The organism is Halobacterium sp. CBA1126, from assembly GCF_009741975.1.
Taxonomy (GTDB): Archaea; Halobacteriota; Halobacteria; order Halobacteriales; family Halobacteriaceae; genus Halobacterium.
In genome coordinates, this window is record NZ_WPCF01000062.1 from 1 (window position 1) to 15044 (window position 15044).

21 protein-coding genes and 1 pseudogene are annotated in these 15044 nt (G+C 70.4%); 8 read left to right on the plus strand and 14 right to left on the minus strand.

Annotation, left to right across the window (positions count from 1 at the left end; genetic code table 11):
* Nucleotides 1-141 precede the first annotated feature (141 nt).
* Genes GJ634_RS09705 through GJ634_RS09715 form a run of 3 tightly spaced genes read right to left on the minus strand, consistent with a single transcriptional unit; the run spans nt 142 to nt 1567 of the window.
* Nucleotides 142-456: a transcription factor S gene (locus GJ634_RS09705; RefSeq protein WP_157502515.1), complete on the minus strand. Its 315-nt coding sequence runs from the start codon at nt 454-456 to the stop codon at nt 142-144.
* 39 nt (nt 457-495) lie between these two features.
* Nucleotides 496-753: a hypothetical protein gene (locus GJ634_RS09710; RefSeq protein ID WP_157502517.1), complete on the minus strand. Its 258-nt coding sequence runs from the start codon at nt 751-753 to the stop codon at nt 496-498.
* Nucleotides 754-796: 43 nt separating this feature from the next.
* Nucleotides 797-1567 carry an enoyl-CoA hydratase/isomerase family protein gene (locus tag GJ634_RS09715; protein ID WP_157502519.1) on the minus strand — a complete coding sequence of 257 codons (771 nt, stop codon included), beginning with the start codon at nt 1565-1567 and terminating at the stop codon, nt 797-799.
* A 79-nt stretch (nt 1568-1646) separates the two neighbouring features.
* Here GJ634_RS09715 and GJ634_RS09720 point away from each other — a divergent pair, with 79 nt between their 5' ends.
* Both GJ634_RS09720 and GJ634_RS09725 read left to right on the plus strand, forming a co-directional pair.
* On the plus strand, nt 1647-2159 hold the full coding sequence (locus tag GJ634_RS09720) for a DUF5797 family protein (protein WP_157502521.1): 513 nt from the start codon (nt 1647-1649) through the stop codon (nt 2157-2159).
* 94 nt (nt 2160-2253) lie between these two features.
* Nucleotides 2254-2391 (plus strand): hypothetical protein, encoded by a 138-nt coding sequence (locus tag GJ634_RS09725; RefSeq protein ID WP_157502523.1) that lies wholly within the window; start codon nt 2254-2256, stop codon nt 2389-2391.
* 24 nt (nt 2392-2415) lie between these two features.
* Here GJ634_RS09725 and GJ634_RS09730 read toward each other — a convergent pair whose 3' ends face one another.
* Nucleotides 2416-3432: a DUF5787 family protein gene (locus tag GJ634_RS09730; RefSeq protein ID WP_331714092.1), complete on the minus strand. Its 1017-nt coding sequence runs from the start codon at nt 3430-3432 to the stop codon at nt 2416-2418.
* A 105-nt stretch (nt 3433-3537) separates the two neighbouring features.
* Nucleotides 3538-3969, minus strand: a complete 432-nt coding sequence (locus GJ634_RS09735) for a bis(5'-nucleosyl)-tetraphosphatase (RefSeq protein ID WP_157502525.1) — start codon at nt 3967-3969, stop codon at nt 3538-3540.
* A 121-nt stretch (nt 3970-4090) separates the two neighbouring features.
* On the opposite strand from GJ634_RS09735, the gene GJ634_RS09740 reads away from it, so the two are divergent.
* Nucleotides 4091-4423 (plus strand): uS10/mL48 family ribosomal protein, encoded by a 333-nt coding sequence (locus GJ634_RS09740; protein WP_157502527.1) that lies wholly within the window; start codon nt 4091-4093, stop codon nt 4421-4423.
* 50 nt (nt 4424-4473) lie between these two features.
* Here the strand turns inward: GJ634_RS09740 and GJ634_RS09745 are convergent, their stop codons facing one another.
* Nucleotides 4474-4740, minus strand: a complete 267-nt coding sequence (locus GJ634_RS09745; protein WP_157502529.1) for a hypothetical protein — start codon at nt 4738-4740, stop codon at nt 4474-4476.
* The gene (locus GJ634_RS09750; protein WP_157502531.1) at nt 4737-6284 is read right to left on the minus strand and encodes a Na+/H+ antiporter NhaC family protein; all 1548 of its coding nucleotides are present in this window, start codon (nt 6282-6284) and stop codon (nt 4737-4739) included. Before GJ634_RS09750 ends, GJ634_RS09745 begins: the two co-directional genes overlap by 4 nt.
* A gap of 96 nt (nt 6285-6380) precedes the next feature.
* On the opposite strand from GJ634_RS09750, the gene GJ634_RS09755 reads away from it, so the two are divergent.
* Entirely contained in the window at nt 6381-7661 is a 1281-nt protein-coding gene (locus GJ634_RS09755; protein WP_157502533.1) for an amidohydrolase, read from the plus strand.
* Here the strand turns inward: GJ634_RS09755 and GJ634_RS09760 are convergent, their stop codons facing one another.
* Nucleotides 7662-9077, minus strand: a complete 1416-nt coding sequence (locus tag GJ634_RS09760) for a geranylgeranyl reductase family protein (protein WP_157502535.1) — start codon at nt 9075-9077, stop codon at nt 7662-7664.
* 109 nt (nt 9078-9186) lie between these two features.
* On the opposite strand from GJ634_RS09760, the gene GJ634_RS09765 reads away from it, so the two are divergent.
* Complete coding sequence (locus GJ634_RS09765) at nt 9187-9513, plus strand: 2Fe-2S iron-sulfur cluster-binding protein (RefSeq protein ID WP_157502537.1); 327 nt, start codon at nt 9187-9189, stop codon at nt 9511-9513.
* Nucleotides 9514-9537: 24 nt separating this feature from the next.
* On the opposite strand, the gene GJ634_RS09770 is transcribed toward GJ634_RS09765, so the two are convergent.
* Nucleotides 9538-10665: an MBL fold metallo-hydrolase gene (locus tag GJ634_RS09770; RefSeq protein ID WP_331714093.1), complete on the minus strand. Its 1128-nt coding sequence runs from the start codon at nt 10663-10665 to the stop codon at nt 9538-9540.
* 60 nt (nt 10666-10725) lie between these two features.
* Here GJ634_RS09770 and GJ634_RS09775 point away from each other — a divergent pair, with 60 nt between their 5' ends.
* Nucleotides 10726-11349 (plus strand): rubrerythrin family protein, encoded by a 624-nt coding sequence (locus GJ634_RS09775; protein ID WP_157502541.1) that lies wholly within the window; start codon nt 10726-10728, stop codon nt 11347-11349.
* Nucleotide 11350: 1 nt separating this feature from the next.
* On the opposite strand, the gene GJ634_RS09780 is transcribed toward GJ634_RS09775, so the two are convergent.
* Nucleotides 11351-12319: a sugar phosphate nucleotidyltransferase gene (locus GJ634_RS09780; RefSeq protein ID WP_157502543.1), complete on the minus strand. Its 969-nt coding sequence runs from the start codon at nt 12317-12319 to the stop codon at nt 11351-11353.
* Between the two features lie 58 nt (nt 12320-12377).
* On the opposite strand from GJ634_RS09780, the gene GJ634_RS09785 reads away from it, so the two are divergent.
* Complete coding sequence (locus tag GJ634_RS09785) at nt 12378-12668, plus strand: transcriptional regulator (protein ID WP_157502545.1); 291 nt, start codon at nt 12378-12380, stop codon at nt 12666-12668.
* On the opposite strand, the gene GJ634_RS09790 is transcribed toward GJ634_RS09785, so the two are convergent.
* Nucleotides 12665-13084: a Rieske 2Fe-2S domain-containing protein gene (locus GJ634_RS09790; RefSeq protein WP_157502547.1), complete on the minus strand. Its 420-nt coding sequence runs from the start codon at nt 13082-13084 to the stop codon at nt 12665-12667. The two genes, GJ634_RS09785 and GJ634_RS09790, sit on opposite strands and share 4 nt — an antisense overlap.
* 114 nt (nt 13085-13198) lie before the next feature.
* On the opposite strand from GJ634_RS09790, the gene GJ634_RS09795 reads away from it, so the two are divergent.
* Nucleotides 13199-13480 (plus strand): zinc ribbon domain-containing protein, encoded by a 282-nt coding sequence (locus GJ634_RS09795; protein ID WP_157502549.1) that lies wholly within the window; start codon nt 13199-13201, stop codon nt 13478-13480.
* Nucleotides 13481-13494: 14 nt separating this feature from the next.
* Here the strand turns inward: GJ634_RS09795 and GJ634_RS09800 are convergent, their stop codons facing one another.
* The 3 genes and pseudogenes from GJ634_RS09800 to GJ634_RS09810 form a co-directional block, all read right to left on the minus strand.
* Nucleotides 13495-14349: an aminotransferase class IV gene (locus GJ634_RS09800; RefSeq protein WP_331714094.1), complete on the minus strand. Its 855-nt coding sequence runs from the start codon at nt 14347-14349 to the stop codon at nt 13495-13497.
* Nucleotides 14350-14380: 31 nt separating this feature from the next.
* Nucleotides 14381-14872 carry a helix-hairpin-helix domain-containing protein gene (locus GJ634_RS09805; protein WP_157502551.1) on the minus strand — a complete coding sequence of 164 codons (492 nt, stop codon included), beginning with the start codon at nt 14870-14872 and terminating at the stop codon, nt 14381-14383.
* A gap of 45 nt (nt 14873-14917) precedes the next feature.
* Nucleotides 14918-15044 (minus strand): annotated as a pseudogene (locus GJ634_RS09810) (shikimate dehydrogenase); the annotation flags it as partial.

The window sequence follows — 15044 nt, forward strand, 5'->3', positions numbered from 1 at the left end:
CCCCGCGGAGGCAGGTCTTTTTTAGCGTCCTTCCGAGCGGAGCGAGGAAGGGCTCGGGAAAGCTACGCTCTCCCGGCGTAGCTTTTTGCGTCGAGTGGTGGGCGAGCGAAGGGAGCGCACCCGAGGCGGAAAAAGGTCCGTCTAGTTGTCGTCCTCGCGCCAGCGGTGTTCGCACTCGGTGCAGATGAAGAAGCGCGTCTCGGACTCGTCGGCGGAGCGAATCTGTTGCATGTACCAGTGCGCGCGGTCGTTCTCGCAGTTGGGGCAGACGACCTCGGTGGTGGGGAGGCCGCGGTCCTGGGCGTCGCTGACGTCGACGATTTCGGTCTCCTCCTGCCCCTCGGTGACGACGTAGGAGGCGTCGGGGTCTTTCGGTTGTTTGTTCCCGCAGCTCCCGCACACCCAGAGGCCGTCCTCCGCTTTCATCATCGAGCCGCAGTCGTCGCAGAACTCCATAACCGTGTGCACGCCGTCGCGTCAATTAAGCCCCCGGTTTCAGCCGTCGCCCTCGGACTGGCCGGGTTCGCCGACGGCCTCGGTGGGGAGGTTGTTGTAGACGGCGGCTTCGAGGTCGTCGGGGCTGACGAAGACGTCCTCGGTGATGCGTTCGACGACGTCGCCGAGGCGTTCGTCGCCGTCCGCGAAGCGGAGGACGACGTCGTCGAACTCCGCGAGGACGTCCTCGCGGGTCGCGGGGTAGGTGAGCGTGTCGAGCTCCGACCGGAGTTCGTTGAGCTTCAGTTCGCGTGCCATGCGACTGGATACCAGACCTACGTCCCTAACTGTTGCCCCGCGACTACTCGAAGTCGGGGTCGCGGTCCTCGAGGAACGCCTGCATGCCCTCGCGCTGGTCGTGGCTGCCGAACAGGCTCGCCCACGTCCGGCGCTCGTACTCGAGGCCGGCGTCGAGGGGCGTCTCGTGGCTCTGGTTGATGGCGGCTTTGGCGGCGCCGAGCGCGGTGTGGGACTTCGCGGCGAGGTCGGCGGCGAGGTCGGCGACGTGGTCGTCGAGCTCGTCGTGGGCGACGACCTCGCCGACGAGGCCTTCCTCGTAGGCGTCGGTGGCGTCGAGGCGGTCGCCGAAGTAGACGAGGCGGCGCGCGGTCTCGTCGCCGACGAGCCGGGGGAGCCGCTGGGTGGCGCCCCAGCCCGGGACGATGCCGAGGTCGATCTCGGTCTGGCCCATCACGGCGGTCTCGCTGGCGACGCGGAGGTCGCAGGCGAGCGCGAGCTCCATCCCGCCGCCGAACGCGTAGCCGTTGATGGCGGCGACGACGGGCGCGGGGAAGGCCTCGATGGCGTTCGCGAGGTCGTGGCCGAGCTCGGCGTACTCGTGGGCTTCCTGCGGGCTCATGTCGGCCATGTGCTCGATGTCCGCGCCCGCGACGAACGCGTCGTCGCCGGCGCCCGTGAGCACGAGCACGCGGGCGTCCCGCTGGCGGGCGTCGTCGACGGCGTCGTGGAGCGCGTGCAGCGTCTCGACGTTGAGCGCGTTCAGGCGCTCGGGGCGGTCGACGGTGAGGGTGGCGACGCCGTCCTCGAACTCGGAGCGGACTGTCTCTGCCATGTGCGCGTGGACGCGGACGGCGCCAATAATGCCCGGGGTCTTCGCAAGCCCGAAATACCGGCGCTGAGTACCGACGGGCATGACCCTCTCCGAGGAGGACCGCGAGCGGCTGGCCGACCTCGTGGAACTCCAGCCGACGAAAAACAGCGTGCTGCAGGACCGCTGGGACATGGAAAGCGGCAGCGACGTCCACCAGTACCTCGAGGGCGAGCTCCGGGACTACTACTACCGCGACGAGAACAGCCTGATTCGCGCGACCGCGGAGGCCGCCGAGCTCGTCGGGATGGCGCCCGAGAGCGGGGAGGCGCCCGCGGTCCACATGTCCGAGAACGAGCGCCGCGTGTTCGCGGTCATCGCCGGCCCGGACGAGCGCGCGGAGAGCGTGGTCTCCGTGCTGCACGCGGTCCGCGAGGCCTTCGACGTGCCGGACCTCGAGTCCGCGGACGTGCGGCGCGCGCTCCAGACGCTCAAGCGCAAGGGCATCGTCGCCGTCGAACACCGCACGGTCCCGACGTACAAGCTCGCGGTCCCGCGCGAGGACGTCAACGTCGCGGAGCGCGAGGACGACCAGTCCGCCGCCTCGGAGGCCTGACGCCGCCGGTTGATTCCAGCCGCGACTGTTGATTTTGTGGGTGAACTCGGGACACTAAACCGCTGGAGGCGTTGGACCCGAGTGTGCGTTTCCCATGCCCTACACGGTGACGTGTACACTGTGTAGTTTCACGCGCGAGCTAGAGGACCTCGATGACGTCTTCGAGTTCCGCGACGAGCACCAGGAGACGTACGGGGACGAGCACGTCATCGAGTTCGAAATCGTCCAGTAGCGCTCCGACCGGGCGCGCGACCAGCTACCGGTTTCGCCGCCGCCGCTCGTCGAGGACGCGCCGAATCGCCGCGCCCGGTCCGCCCTCGATCGGCCAGCCGCGCTGGCGCCACGCGGGCGGCTCGGGCTCGTAGTCGGGGCACGACCCCGAGCACTCCGCCGCCGTCTGCTCGCGGCCCTTCGCCGCGCAGTACGGGACGTAGCCGTCCGCAGCCCGCCGGACCGCGAAGTGCCGGCAGTCCGGCCGCATCGTGTCCACGTACGACCGCCAGCCGCGCTCGTACGCGCGCTCGGCGATTTCGAGGCGCTTGGCGGCCTTCCAGTCGGCGTCGGCGTACTCGAAGCTCGCGGGCGAGTTGTCGAACTCGCTGTCCGACGGCCGGTCGGTGATTCTGGTGCCCACACCGCCGGGGTCCAGCGACCGCGGGTGCCACGCCACCGACGCGTCGCCGTCCGCGAACGTGAGCACGCCGGCCTCGACGGGCATCTCCGCGAACAGCGCGCGCTCGGCGCCGCGCTCGTCGCTGGACTCGGTCGCCAGCCAGACCTCGTCGGCGAGCCCGAGCGCCACGTCTCGCTCCAGCTGGTCGGCGAGCGCGTCCGCCGCCGACGCGTCGAGGTCGGGCTTGTTCTCGACGGCGACGACTCGCTCGACCCAGTCGGGGTACGGCCACTTCCGCCGAATCTCGATTCGGTTCCCGTCCCGCCGGGTCTCGAGGACGCCGCGGTCGGCGGCCTCGTGGACCGCCTCGCGGACGTACCGCCACGGGTAGCCGGGGTGCGGGAGCGCGTCCCGGTAGAACTGCCAGTCCGCGGGCGCGTTCCGGACGACGTGCAGGAGGTCCGAGTTCAGCCGCTCGGGGCCGAAGTTCGCGCGCGCCGCCAGCGCCTCCGGGTCGACCTCGACGACGACGGTGTCCCAGCGCCGCCGCTTCGTGCCCAGTTGCCGGGCGACCACGCAGGGACGGTCGCCGTCGGGGTGCCAGTTGCGTTCGGCCCACGCGCAGACGCGGAGTTCGAACGCGAACTCGGAGTCGGCCACGGCAGACGTGGGGCCGCCGACTCACCTACCTCTTTCGCTGCGGTCGCGCGTCGTCGGTATCGAAGCGTCGCTACGGGCGGAGAAGAGCGACCGGTGGGAGGCCGGTCAGGCTTCCTCGAGCTGCTGGTCGATGAACTCGTGGGCGTCCCGCAGAATCTCCCGCGGGCCGTCCTGCGTGATGGTGTTGATGGCCTGGTCGTAGTCGCGCCACTGCAGGTCCGAGTGCTCGCTGGACAGCTCGGCGCTCGCCTCGAAGGACTTCGCGACGAACAGGTGGACCGTCTTGTGGATGCGGGTGCCGTTGGCCTCGAACACGTAGTCGTAGTCGTCGCGGAAGCCGTCCAAGAGCCGGAAGTCCTCGATGCCGGCTTCCTCCTGTACCTCTCTGATTGCCGTCTGCTGGAGCTCTTCGTCCCCCTCCACGCCGCCCTTCGGGAACTCCCAGTCCCCGGGCCGGCTCTTCAGGAGGAGGTATTCGCGCCGGTCCCGCGTGTCGCGGAACAAGATGGCTCCGGCGCTGGTCGCTTCGACCGTCATTATCACAAGGTAGTGGACGGCCAGTTAAGAGAATGTCGGAGTGAGTGACTGACACGCACCAGCCGGCGGAACACACGCTTTTTCACGGTGGAGTGCGTGAACTCCTACACCCATCCCAGCCATGACCTTCGTAACAAAACTCTCGCTGAAGAGCGGGGACCGCGCCGCCCTCGACGGCGTCGTCTCCGACATCAAGGCGACGTGCCGACGGAAGGGCGCGGAGATGAAGGGCCCGCACTCCGACAGCCCGGACGAGCGAGCCGTCCCCCTCTACGACTCCCTGAACGGCCGCGACGACGGCCACAGCGGCGCGTGGCACTACACGGTCTACCGCCGCCGCATCGAACTGTACGGCCACGACGATCTCGCCCGCGACATCATGGAGCGGGACTTCCCGGACAGCGTCCACGTCGAGGCCGAGCTGGAGCAGGTGAAGCCGCTGGGCTCCTCGTAGCACTCCGTTCTTCTACCGCGCTCGCAGCGAAAAGACAGCGGCGGGTGCGCTCAGAACGCGCTCTCGCCGACTGTTTCGAGGTACTCGGCCTCGCCGACGTGCGCGTCGTCGTCGAAGGTCGTCACGCGCAACAGGACGCGCTTGTCGACCAGCCCGGGGTCCGCGTCGGGCAGGCGGAGCTTCGTGTCGCCGACGCGGGCGACCGGCGTGCCCGCTTCGACGCCCGTCACGAAGACGGCGATCTCGTCGCCCTCGTCGAAGGACGGCGTGTTCGTGCGGAACGACCAGCCCTCCGTGTACTTCGCGAAGAGGCTCATACGCGAGCCACCTCCTCGGACTCGCGGTCGCTAGTGTACTCCAGCCCGAACCCGGTGAGCGCCGCCAGCAGGAACACGCCCACGAGCAGCCAGCCGTGGAAGACGAACGGCACGACGTCGACGGGGTTGACGACCATCGACTGCGTGAACCAGTCGTACTCGCCGGGCAGCGTCTGGAGCGTCGCGTAGCCGACGAGCACGCCTCCCGACCACGGGAAGATGTAGCCGAGCGCGCTCGTGTTCGCGTCGAGGATGTTCGCGCGCCGGTAGCCGTTGATGTTGAAGCGCTCGCCGAGCCGCGCGATGTACGGCGCGATCGCGATCTCGGCGGCGGTGTTGATGGTGATCATGGAGTTGACGAACGCGGTGCCCAGGACCATCGTCAGCTCCGCCTTGCGGACCGTGGTGGCGACGGAGTTCAGCAGCCACTCCTGGATGGCGCGGAAGCCGCCGCCCCGGATCATGATCTGGGCGCCGGCGACGATGAGCAGCGTGAGCACGATGAGCGGGAAGAACCCCTGCGCGCCGGCGTAGAGGCTGCCGGCGACGCCGGTCTCCCCGGCCGGGACGAGCTCGACGAACGGGAGGAACGCGAGGTCCTGGGCGATGCCGAGGTCCTCGCTCGCGCGGAAGACGAGCATGTCGGAGAACTCGGCGAGCCCGAAGACGAGGTTGAGGACGAACGCGACGACGATGCCCCACGAGATGGCTTCGACGATGTGGCGGCCCGCGACGGCGGTGCCGATGACGGCCGCCATCGAGAGCAGGTGGAGCAGGCCGAGCGGTTCGGCGCTCTCGACGAGGATGTCCCCGGCGTCCCCGGCGACGTCGAGGCCGGAGACCATGGAGCCGACGACGAGGTAGCCGACGAACGCCAGTATCGCGGCGACGATGGCGTACTTGAACCGGGAGGCGACGACGCCCCCGATGTCGGCGTCCTGCGTGACCGCGCTCACGATGGTGGTGTCGCTGACGGGCGCGAGGTTGTCCCCGAAGACGGCGCCGGAGAGGATGGCGCCGAACAGCAGCGCGGGGTTCGCGCCGAGCAGCACGCCCGCCGGGAAGAACAGCGCGGTGAACGCGACCGTGGTGCCGTAGCCGGTGCCGATGCCGGTCGCGAGCAGCCCGGCGAGGATGAACGTCACGGCCGGGAACAGGGCGGCGCCGACGCCCGCGGCGTCGGCCGCCCAGACGAGCCCGGAGACGAACTCGCCGGTCTGGATGGTGTTCGCGAACATGCCCGCCCACAGCCACGCGACGACCGCCGTCGCGGCGACCTTGCGGGTCATGCCCTCGAAGATGGTGTTCGCGTACCCGGTCCACGACCCCTTCACGAGGAAGAGCCCGAGGATGAGCGCGACGAGCATCCCCACGACGAGCCCGGTCGTGGCCCCGATGCGGAGGATGCCGCTCTGTACGATCGCCCAGACGACGAAGAAGACGAGCGGGAACGCGCTCGCCAGCTTGCCGCCGTAGAACTCGATGCTGGGTTCACCGTCGTCCGCGAAGTCGTCGGTGATCCCGTCTGTCTGGTCGGTGCTCATGCTGATACGATTGCCAATTTCTGCCTACCTTGAAATAGCTTGCTGGGCGCTGGCCCGACTCGCACATTTAAGCGCCGTCCGGACGCGTACTGTGGCATGGACGACACGGACCACGAGACGCTCGTCGACCTGCGCCGGGACCTCCACCGCCACCCGGAGCCGGCGTGGTGCGAGTTCTACACGACCGCGCGCGTCGTCGAGGCGTGCCGGCGAATCGGCGTCGACGAACTCCACGTCGGCCGGGACGCTGTCGACCCGGCGGCGCGGATGGCGGTCCCCGACGACGACGAGCTCGCGGACTGGTTCGAGCGCGCGCTGGACGACGGCGCCGACCCAGACATTCTCGAACAGCTGGAGGGCGGACACACGGGCGCCGTCGCCGTGCTCGAACGCGGCGAGGGGCCGACCGTCGCCCTGCGCGTGGACGTCGACGCGCTCCACATCACCGAGTCCGACGACGCCGACCACTACCCCGCCAGCGAGGGGTTCCGCTCCGAGCACGAGGGGCAGATGCACGCCTGCGGGCACGACGGCCACGCGGCAATCGGCGTCGGCGTCCTCGAGGCGGTCGCGGAAAGCGACTTCGCGGGCACGTTCAAGCTCGTCTTCCAGCCCGCGGAGGAGCGCGTCGGCGGCGGGAAGGCCGTCGCGGAGAGCGGCCACCTGGACGACGTCGACTACCTCTACGCGGTCCACCTCGGCCTCGACCACCCCACGGGCGAGGTGGTCGCGGGCGTCGACGGCTTCCTCGCGGTCAGCCACCTGCTCGCGGAGTTCGACGGCGAACCCGCGCACGCGGGCGCCCACCCCGAGGAGGGGCGGAACGCGGTGCAGGCGATGGCGACGGCCATCCAGAATCTCTACGCGATTCCGCGCCACGACGGCGGCGCGACGCGCGTGAACGCCGGGCGCGCGGGCGGCGGCACCGCGACGAACATCATCCCCGAGGACGCGTTCGTGGAGGGCGAAGTGCGCGGCGAGACCACCGAACTGATGCGCTACATGAAGGCGAAGGCCGACCGCGTGCTGACGTCCGCGGCGGAGATGCACGAGTGCGAGGTCGACATCTCGACGGAGGGCGAGGCGCCGAGCGCCACCAGCGACGACGAGCTCCGCGAGATTTTCGGGCGCGAAGCCGGCGGCGTGGCGGGCGTCGACTCGGTCCTCGACCGGGACGCCCTCGGCGGCAGCGAGGACGCCACGTTCCTCATGCAGCGCGTGCAAAAACAGGGCGGGCTGGCGTGTTACGTCTGCGTCGGCACCGACCACCCCGGCGGCCACCACACGTCGACGTTCGACGTGGACGAGCGCTCCATCGACATCGGCGTGGAGAGCCTGACGAACGCGGTGCTGCGGGTCGCCGAAGAACGGCCGTAGTCAGTACTTCGGGTCGGCGCCCGTGACCTCGTAGACGTCGTCCATGATGGCGTCGCGTTCGGCCTGCCAGTCCGCGAGCGCGTCCGGGCTGGAGGGGTAGTCCTCGTAGTGCTCGAGGAGCCGGTCGGCCTGCTGTTTGGTCTGGTAGAACTCCCAGATGTTCGACCAGTAGCCGAAGGACTTCAGCGCGGTGACGGCCTTCAGCCGGAGGCTGAACTCCGTGCTGCCGCCGTACAGCGCCTCCGCGAGCTTCTCGCCGGGGAGCGCCGCCAGCAGCCCCATCAGGTCGTCGACGTCGACCGCGGTCGAGAGGATGTTGTAGACGTCGAGGGCGGCGTAGCGGGCGCCGTAGTGGTCCATCACGCGCTCGTTGTACTCCCAGAGCATCTCCTCGGAGACGTCGCCGGCCTCGATGGCGTCGATGGCCGCCTCGGCGGCGTACTTCCCGGCGTACGCCGCGCCCGCGATGCCGCCGCCCGTGGTGGGGTTGACGTGGGCCGCGGCGTCGCCGACCGCCATGAACCCGGGGGCGGTCGCGGAGTCGTACGGCCGGCGGGTGGGTAGCGCCGCGCCGAGCTTGTCCTCGACCTCGGCGCCCTCGAACTCCTCGCGCTGGCGGAGGTCGGCCTTCAGGTCGTCGACGAGCTCCATCGGCTCCTCGTTCATCTGGAAGCCAAGCCCCGCGTTGATTTCGGTGTCCGTCCGCGGGAAGTACCAGAGGTAGCCGGCGGCGCGCTCGGTGGGCTTGAACACGAGCGCGTCGTCCCACTCGACGGGCTCGGGCACCTCGACGATCTCCCGGTACGCCGAGCAGAACTGCGAGTACGAGACGTTCGTGTCGAAGGTCGCCTCGGAGAGGTCGGCCTTGTCCTGGAGGATGGACAGCGCGCCCGCGGCGTCCACGACGACGTCGGCCTCGAACTCGCGGGCGTCGCCCTTCCGGACGCCCTTCACGCCGGTGACGGTGCCGTCGTCGTCCTGCAGCACGTCCTGCACGACGACGTCGTAGTGGAACTCCGCGCCCGCGTCGTCGGCGGCGTCGATGATGCGGCGGCCGTACTCCCAGCGGTCGATGACCGCGAGCTCGCCCGGCACCGGAATCTCGAGGACGGTGTCCTCCTGGGGAATCTCGAAGCGCCCGTGGTCGACGCCCGTGTTCGTGAACGCGGGCTCCAGTCGCTCCTTCGGAATGGCCTCGGGGAACGCGTCCGCACCCTTCAGCGCGTCGCCGCAGGCGATGTGTCCGGCTTCCGACTCGGACTTCCGCTCGACGACGGCGACGTCGTAGCCGGCCTCGGCCACCGTCGCGGCCGTGTAACAGCCAGCGGTGCCGGCCCCGACGACGAGAACGTCCCCAGACCACGTCTGGGGGGTCGACTCGCTGCGCGAGCCGGTGTCGGACTCGTGGGTGCTCATACGCTTCGGATTCGCGCCCGCGAGGAAAACTCTTTACGTCCGAATCTGTCCTCGGAGCGCGGACACGGGCGAGGGAAGAGTTTTACCCGTTCTCGTGGTAGCGCCAGCCATGACCGAGTACACCGTCGAGTTCGTCGGGACCGGCGAGGAGATTCAGGTCTCCGAGAAGGAGACCGTCCTGTCGGCCTGCATCGAGGCGGGCATCGCACAGGAGTACTCCTGCCGCGTCGGCATGTGTCTGGCGTGCTCCGCGGAAATCGTCGAGGGCGACGTGACCCAGCCCGCCGCCCGCGGGCTCACCGACGAGGAGGCCGAGAACTACGCGCTGACGTGCATGGCGCGTCCCCAGTCGGACCTCGTGCTCGACCGCGGGAAGTACCCGCCGAGCATCGAGGACGACGCCGCCGCGGGCGCGGCCGCCGCGGACGACGACTGACCCGCGGCGCCACTGCCAACTTCCTCACGTCGAGGAGACCGCGCAGTTGTTCGGCCCGCGCTCCAGTTCTAGCGCCTCGTCGTCGACGGCGCGCTCCCCGAGGTTCGCCGCGACGATTTCCTCGTAGTTCGCCGGCCGCGGCGGCAGGTCCGTCGTGAGCCGCTCCACGAACGCCTCGCGGGACAAGTCTGTGACGTCCAGTTCCTCGCGGACCGCGCCGAGGGCCCGCGCGAAGCCGCCGTCCGGGCCGCGCCGTTCGGTCGACGCCTCCACGTGGCCGGGGAGCACGCGGGTGTCGTCCGGGTACGCGAACAGCCGGTCGTGGAGCGTGTCGTACTGCCGGCCCGCGAGTTCGCGGGCGCGGCCCGCGTCTTCGAGGTCGGGGCGGCCGACGCCGTCGAGGAACAGGCAGTCCGCGGACAGCAGGTACTCGCCCCACTCCAGCACGACGAGTTCGGTGGTGTGGCCGGGCGCGCGCCTGACGACCAGCTCCCGGTGGCCGACCCCCAGCGCCTCGCCGTCTCCGACGAGCGTCGCGTCGTACGCGAGCCCGCGGTCGGTCGCTCCGTCGGGGAGCACGCGCTCGGCGTCCGTCTCGTCGGCGAGCGCGCGCACCCCCGAGACGTGGTCGGCGTGGACGTGCGTGTCGACGGCCCAGCGGAGGTCGAGGCCGCGGTCGGCCGCGTCCGCGGCGTACCTGTCGACGGCCGCCGCGAGCGGGTCGACGACCGCCGCCTCGTCGCCGTCGTGGAGGAGGTAGGACAGACAGCCCGACGACGGGCGCTCGTACTGTACGATACCGTCCCCGAGGTCGTGGGCGACCACGAGGTCCGCCCACGCCTCCATCCCGCCCTCGAGGTTCACGGCGTCGACGCCCGCATCGCGGAGCGCGCCGGCCACCTCGTCGCTGGCCTCCCCGACCGCGCAGACGGCGACGATTGGCTCGTCGAGCTCGTCCGGCACGAGGTCGGCGGGGTCGCCGGAGACCTGCGCGGAGACGAACTCCATGTAGGGCGCGTGGGCGGCGGTCACGTCGGGGCCGTCGACGTGCCACGCCTCGAACTCGTCGCGATCGCGGACGTCCAGCACGGAGACCGACCCCGCTCGGATGCGGTCGTAGAGTTCGCGCGGCGTCACAGATGGCGAAGTCACACCGGGACGTACGGCCGCTGGTGGCAAAAGCTCACGTGTGCGGCGCGCGAAGGCCGCGGTATGGACGTCGACGACTTCCGGGCGGACGTGGCGGCCGAAGCGGAGACCGAACTCGACCGCCTCGGCTCCTCGAAGCGCCTCGTCGCGCTCACGGCCGCGAGCCTCGACGACGAGTCCGTGCTGCGCGCGGCCGCCGCCAGCGAGGCCGCGGCGGCCGACGTGTTCGCGGCGTGGGCCACCGACGCGAGCGGCGACGCCGCCGAGACGTTCGCCGCGTTCGCGGAGCGCGAGCGCGACCACTACGAGCGCGTCGCCGCGGAACTCGACGCGGACGTCGACGCCGACCCCGGCGCCGTCCACGACCACCTCCGGGACGTCGAGGGTACCGTGGAGCGCGCGGGCGCCGTCGTCGGCCGCGGCCTCGTCGCGGAGCGCACGCTCGCGCAGTTCGTGAGCTACTTCGTGAATGAGGCCGACGAGCAGCGAGCGGACCTCTTCCGCGACCTGCGCGCCGAGACCGAGGAGGACACCGACGCCGCGATAGCGCTGCTCGCGGACGCCGCAGCCGGCGAGGACGACGTCGAACGCGCGAAGGAGGCCGCAGTAGCAGTCGTGGACGTCGCCTACGAGGAGTACGTCGACGCGCTCGAGTCGATGGGCGTGAACGCCAAGTCCGTCTGTTGAGCTACTCGCCGTTCGAAATCTTGGTGTGCGCGCCGATGAGCGCGCCCGCGAAGTCGATGTTCTCGAGGTGGGTCTTCTCGTCGATGATGGAGTCCCGGACGTCGCAGTCCCGCAGCGTCGCGTCCGGGAAGATGACGGAGTTGTCGACGCTGGAGTTCCGGAGCTCGGCGTCGCCCATCACGTGGACGTTCTCGCCGATGGTGGTGTTCTCGACGGTCGCGTCGTCGCTGACGAGGTTGTCGCCGTCGAGCTTCCAGCGCACCGCGTCGAGGTACGACTCCGGCGTGCCGATGTCGAACCACGCGCCCTCGAAGGTGAACGCGTGGACGCTCCGGCGGGCCTGCAGCCACTGGATGAACCAGCCGGGCTCGTCGGGGTTCTCGCCCTCCGCGAGGTACGTGTCGAGGTCGGGCAGCGTCTCCCGCGGGAACGCGTAGCACGCGATGGAGACGAGCGTGCTCTTGGGGTGTTCGGGCTTCTCCTGGAAGTCGACGACCTCGTCGCCGTCGAGGTCCACGAGCCCGTAGGACTTCGCGCGCTCGAGGCTGCCGACGTCGTAGGCGGCCAGCACGGGCGTCTCCTTCGCCTCGAAGAAGTCCACGAACTCCGCGACGTCGAAGCTGATGAGGTTGTCCCCGGCGACCACCACGAGGTCGTCGTCGACGTCCTCGCGGTCGACCAGCTGGGCGAGCGCGCCCACGACGCCGAACTTCTCGTCCTCCTCGGAGGTGTCCTCGACGGTGAGCGTCGGCTTCTCGAACTCGCTGTCCGCGAGGTACTCCCGGAAGTCCTCGGCGAAGCGCTCGTTCGTGGAGACGAACACCTCGTCGACGCGGTCGTCCGCCTCGAGGTCGGCGAATATCTCGTCGATGACTGTCGAGTCGCCGACCGGGAGGAACATCTTCGGCCGATGCTTCGTGATCGGCCACAACCGGGTCGCGTACCCGCCGGCGAGGACGACTGCTTTCATACCCCGACCGTGCCGTGCGTCCGATAAGTCCTTTTTCATCCAGGTGCCCACTCCGGGCATGGACGACCAGACCACCCGCGAACGCATCCTCGACACGCTCCGCGAGCGCCCGGACACGCCCAGCGGGCTCGCCGAGGAGTTCGGCGTCTCGCGCGGCACCGTCCTGACGCACGTCCGCCACCTCTCGAAGACCCTCGAGGGGACCGACGAGGAGCTGCTCGTGAAGCCCCCGGAGTGCCGGGAGTGCGGGTTCGACGACTTCGACGACCCCGTGAACGTGCCGTCGCGGTGTCCCGAGTGCAAACACGAGGGCGTCGAGGAGCCCGCGTTCGTCGTCGAAACCGTCTAGAAGCCGAGCCGCGAGCCGGGCGACGTCGAGAGGTCGACGGGGTCGCCGTCGTCGACGCCCGTCCGCACGAACTCGTAGTCGTCGTCGACGAGGAACACCGCGCCGTCCCGGGTCTCGACCGCGACGGGGTCGAGCTGCGCGCCCTCGCAGGGGCCGTACGTGCAGCGCCCGGACTCCTTCTCGAACGTCGCGGCGTGCTTGCGGCAGACCACGTCGCCGTTCCGCACGGGCGCGCCGTCGCCCGTGTCGAGTTTCACGTCCGTCCAGTGCATGCAGTAGTTGAGGAACGACGTGACGGCGCCGTCCGAGAGCTTCACCAGGATGGCCTCGCGCTCGTCGCCGTCCTCGGCGAGCGTGTACAGCAGCGTCCCGTCCGCCGGCACCTCCTCGACCGCAGCGATGCGCTCGTCTCCCATCGGCTCCGCGTACCGGGTCGGCGGCTTTCAGCGTACCGGAACGCGGCGAGGGCCGCGGGCCCGCCACCGGGATTTTGTGGCCGGCGGACGTACCCCCCGCGTGGAGGTGGGACGATGGTCGACCAACCGTGGTACGGCCTGCTACTCGCGCTCGCGGCGTTCCAGCTAGCGGTCGCGTACTACGCGTACCGGACTCGCAACCACGCGGACGACGCGGACGCCGGCGACGGCGAACCGGAGGACGTCGACGCCGACAGCGGCGTCGTCGAGTGCCGGAACTGCGGCGCCGAGAACGACCGCGACTACCGGTACTGTCGGTCCTGCGTGGCGACGCTGCCGACGGCGACGGAGCCGGCCCGGCGCACGGGTAGCCCGCTCGGCCGGTCCACGCGGTAGCGCGTCGGCCCGCGTCAGTAGTGCCGCCGCTCGATTTCTTCGGCGAACTCGCGGGCGAGCCGGGCGCCGACCTTGCACGTCGTGTAGGTGGTGTCGTCGTAGGCGGAGACCGGCCGGACCTCCCACGTCGTGTTCGTGAGGAACAGTTCGTCGGCGTCGCGCAGGTCCCGGGGCGTGTAGTGGCCGGTCTCGACCGGGACGCCGGCGTCCTCGGCGAGTTCGAGGACCGCCCAGCGCGTGATACCGGGCGTGACCGGGAGGTCCAGACTCGGCGTGTGGACGACGCCGTCGTCGACGAAGAAGACGTTGCTCGTGGCGCCGCCGGTGACGCGGCCGTCGTCGTCGAGAAGGATGGCTTCGTCGGCGTCGCCGGCGTCGGCGCGGGCGAGGATGCCGTTGAGGTAGTTGTGGGTCTTCGCGACCGCGGGGAGCGCGTCGTCGGCGGCCCGTTCGACGGCGACGGTGGCGGCCGAGGCGGGCGACCGCCACGTGCGTTCGCCGTCGACGCCGCCCCGCGGGAGTGCGTCCGCGACGACCACCACCGTGGGGTCGGCGTCGTCGGCGGGCGCGAACGACCCGGACTGGTCGCCGCGAGTGACCGAGAGCCGGACGGAGGCGTCCGCGAGGTCGTTCGCGGCGAGCGTCGCGTGGACGCGACCGCGGAGGTCGCGCTCGGAGTGCTCGTGGTCGATGCCGAGCGCGTCGCAGGACGCCCGGAGGCGGGTCGCGTGGGCGTCCCACGCGAACACCTGCCCGCCGTACGCCCGCAGCGTCTCGAAGACGGCGTCGCCGTACTGGAAGCCGCGGTCGCGGACGCTCACCGTCGCGTCGGCGGCGTCCACGAGCTCGCCGTCTACGTGGTAGTACACGTGTCGGGGGCGGCCGGGCCGTCCGCGGCCATCAGTCGTGGTCCTGTGCCGAGTCGACCCAGCGCCCGACGCGCTTCGCCGAGAGGTCGATGCGCTCGGCGAGGTCGTCGGGGTCGGCGGCCGCGAGGTCGTCGACGGTCTCGACGCCCGCGTCCGCGAGGCGGTCCGCGTACGCGGGGCCGATGCCGTCGAGGACGGTGACCGGCTCGCCGTCGACCGCTTCGGACTCCTCGGCCTCGTCGTCGCCGCCCGTACTGGCGGCTTCGGCGGGCTCGGCGGCCCGCGTCGGGTCGTCGGTGTGGTCCTCGTCGACCAGCGACTCCGTGGACGCCGACGCGTCGGTCTCGGCGGCGACCGGTTCCTCGTCTTCCGCTTCGTCGTCCTGTCCGGCAGTAGATTCCTTGACCGCTCGCTCGGAGTCCGCCGACGGGTCGCGTTCGACGGTCACGTCGACGCCGTTCCCGGCGGAGCGACTCTCCTCCTCCATCCCGAGCAGCGATTTGAGTGTCGAGAGCAGTCCCATTAGCTGGCTATATCCCCCGACTGCACTTAAAGCCGTGCCCGTCGGTCAGAGCTGCGCGCGCAGCGCGTCGTCCATGGCGGCTATCGGCGCGTCTCGGCCCGTCCACAGTTCGAACGCCGCGACGCCCTGGAACAGCAGCATCCACGCGCCGTCGACGGTGGTCGCGCCCGCG

Coding starts and splice junctions, on each gene's coding strand:
- GJ634_RS09710 (WP_157502517.1), bottom strand. CDS start 753: ATGGCACGCGAACTGAAGCTCAACGAACTCCGGTCGGAGCTCGACACG.
- GJ634_RS09775 (WP_157502541.1), top strand. CDS start 10,726: ATGGACGTCGACGACTTCCGGGCGGACGTGGCGGCCGAAGCGGAGACC.
- GJ634_RS09740 (WP_157502527.1), top strand. CDS start 4,091: ATGACCTTCGTAACAAAACTCTCGCTGAAGAGCGGGGACCGCGCCGCC.
- GJ634_RS09720 (WP_157502521.1), top strand. CDS start 1,647: ATGACCCTCTCCGAGGAGGACCGCGAGCGGCTGGCCGACCTCGTGGAA.
- GJ634_RS09790 (WP_157502547.1), bottom strand. CDS start 13,084: ATGGGAGACGAGCGCATCGCTGCGGTCGAGGAGGTGCCGGCGGACGGG.
- GJ634_RS09725 (WP_157502523.1), top strand. CDS start 2,254: ATGCCCTACACGGTGACGTGTACACTGTGTAGTTTCACGCGCGAGCTA.
- GJ634_RS09705 (WP_157502515.1), bottom strand. CDS start 456: ATGGAGTTCTGCGACGACTGCGGCTCGATGATGAAAGCGGAGGACGGC.
- GJ634_RS09715 (WP_157502519.1), bottom strand. CDS start 1,567: ATGGCAGAGACAGTCCGCTCCGAGTTCGAGGACGGCGTCGCCACCCTC.
- GJ634_RS09735 (WP_157502525.1), bottom strand. CDS start 3,969: ATGACGGTCGAAGCGACCAGCGCCGGAGCCATCTTGTTCCGCGACACG.
- GJ634_RS09755 (WP_157502533.1), top strand. CDS start 6,381: ATGGACGACACGGACCACGAGACGCTCGTCGACCTGCGCCGGGACCTC.
- GJ634_RS09805 (WP_157502551.1), bottom strand. CDS start 14,872: ATGGGACTGCTCTCGACACTCAAATCGCTGCTCGGGATGGAGGAGGAG.
- GJ634_RS09750 (WP_157502531.1), bottom strand. CDS start 6,284: ATGAGCACCGACCAGACAGACGGGATCACCGACGACTTCGCGGACGAC.
- GJ634_RS09760 (WP_157502535.1), bottom strand. CDS start 9,077: ATGAGCACCCACGAGTCCGACACCGGCTCGCGCAGCGAGTCGACCCCC.
- GJ634_RS09765 (WP_157502537.1), top strand. CDS start 9,187: ATGACCGAGTACACCGTCGAGTTCGTCGGGACCGGCGAGGAGATTCAG.
- GJ634_RS09745 (WP_157502529.1), bottom strand. CDS start 4,740: ATGAGCCTCTTCGCGAAGTACACGGAGGGCTGGTCGTTCCGCACGAAC.
- GJ634_RS09795 (WP_157502549.1), top strand. CDS start 13,199: ATGGTCGACCAACCGTGGTACGGCCTGCTACTCGCGCTCGCGGCGTTC.
- GJ634_RS09785 (WP_157502545.1), top strand. CDS start 12,378: ATGGACGACCAGACCACCCGCGAACGCATCCTCGACACGCTCCGCGAG.
- GJ634_RS09780 (WP_157502543.1), bottom strand. CDS start 12,319: ATGAAAGCAGTCGTCCTCGCCGGCGGGTACGCGACCCGGTTGTGGCCG.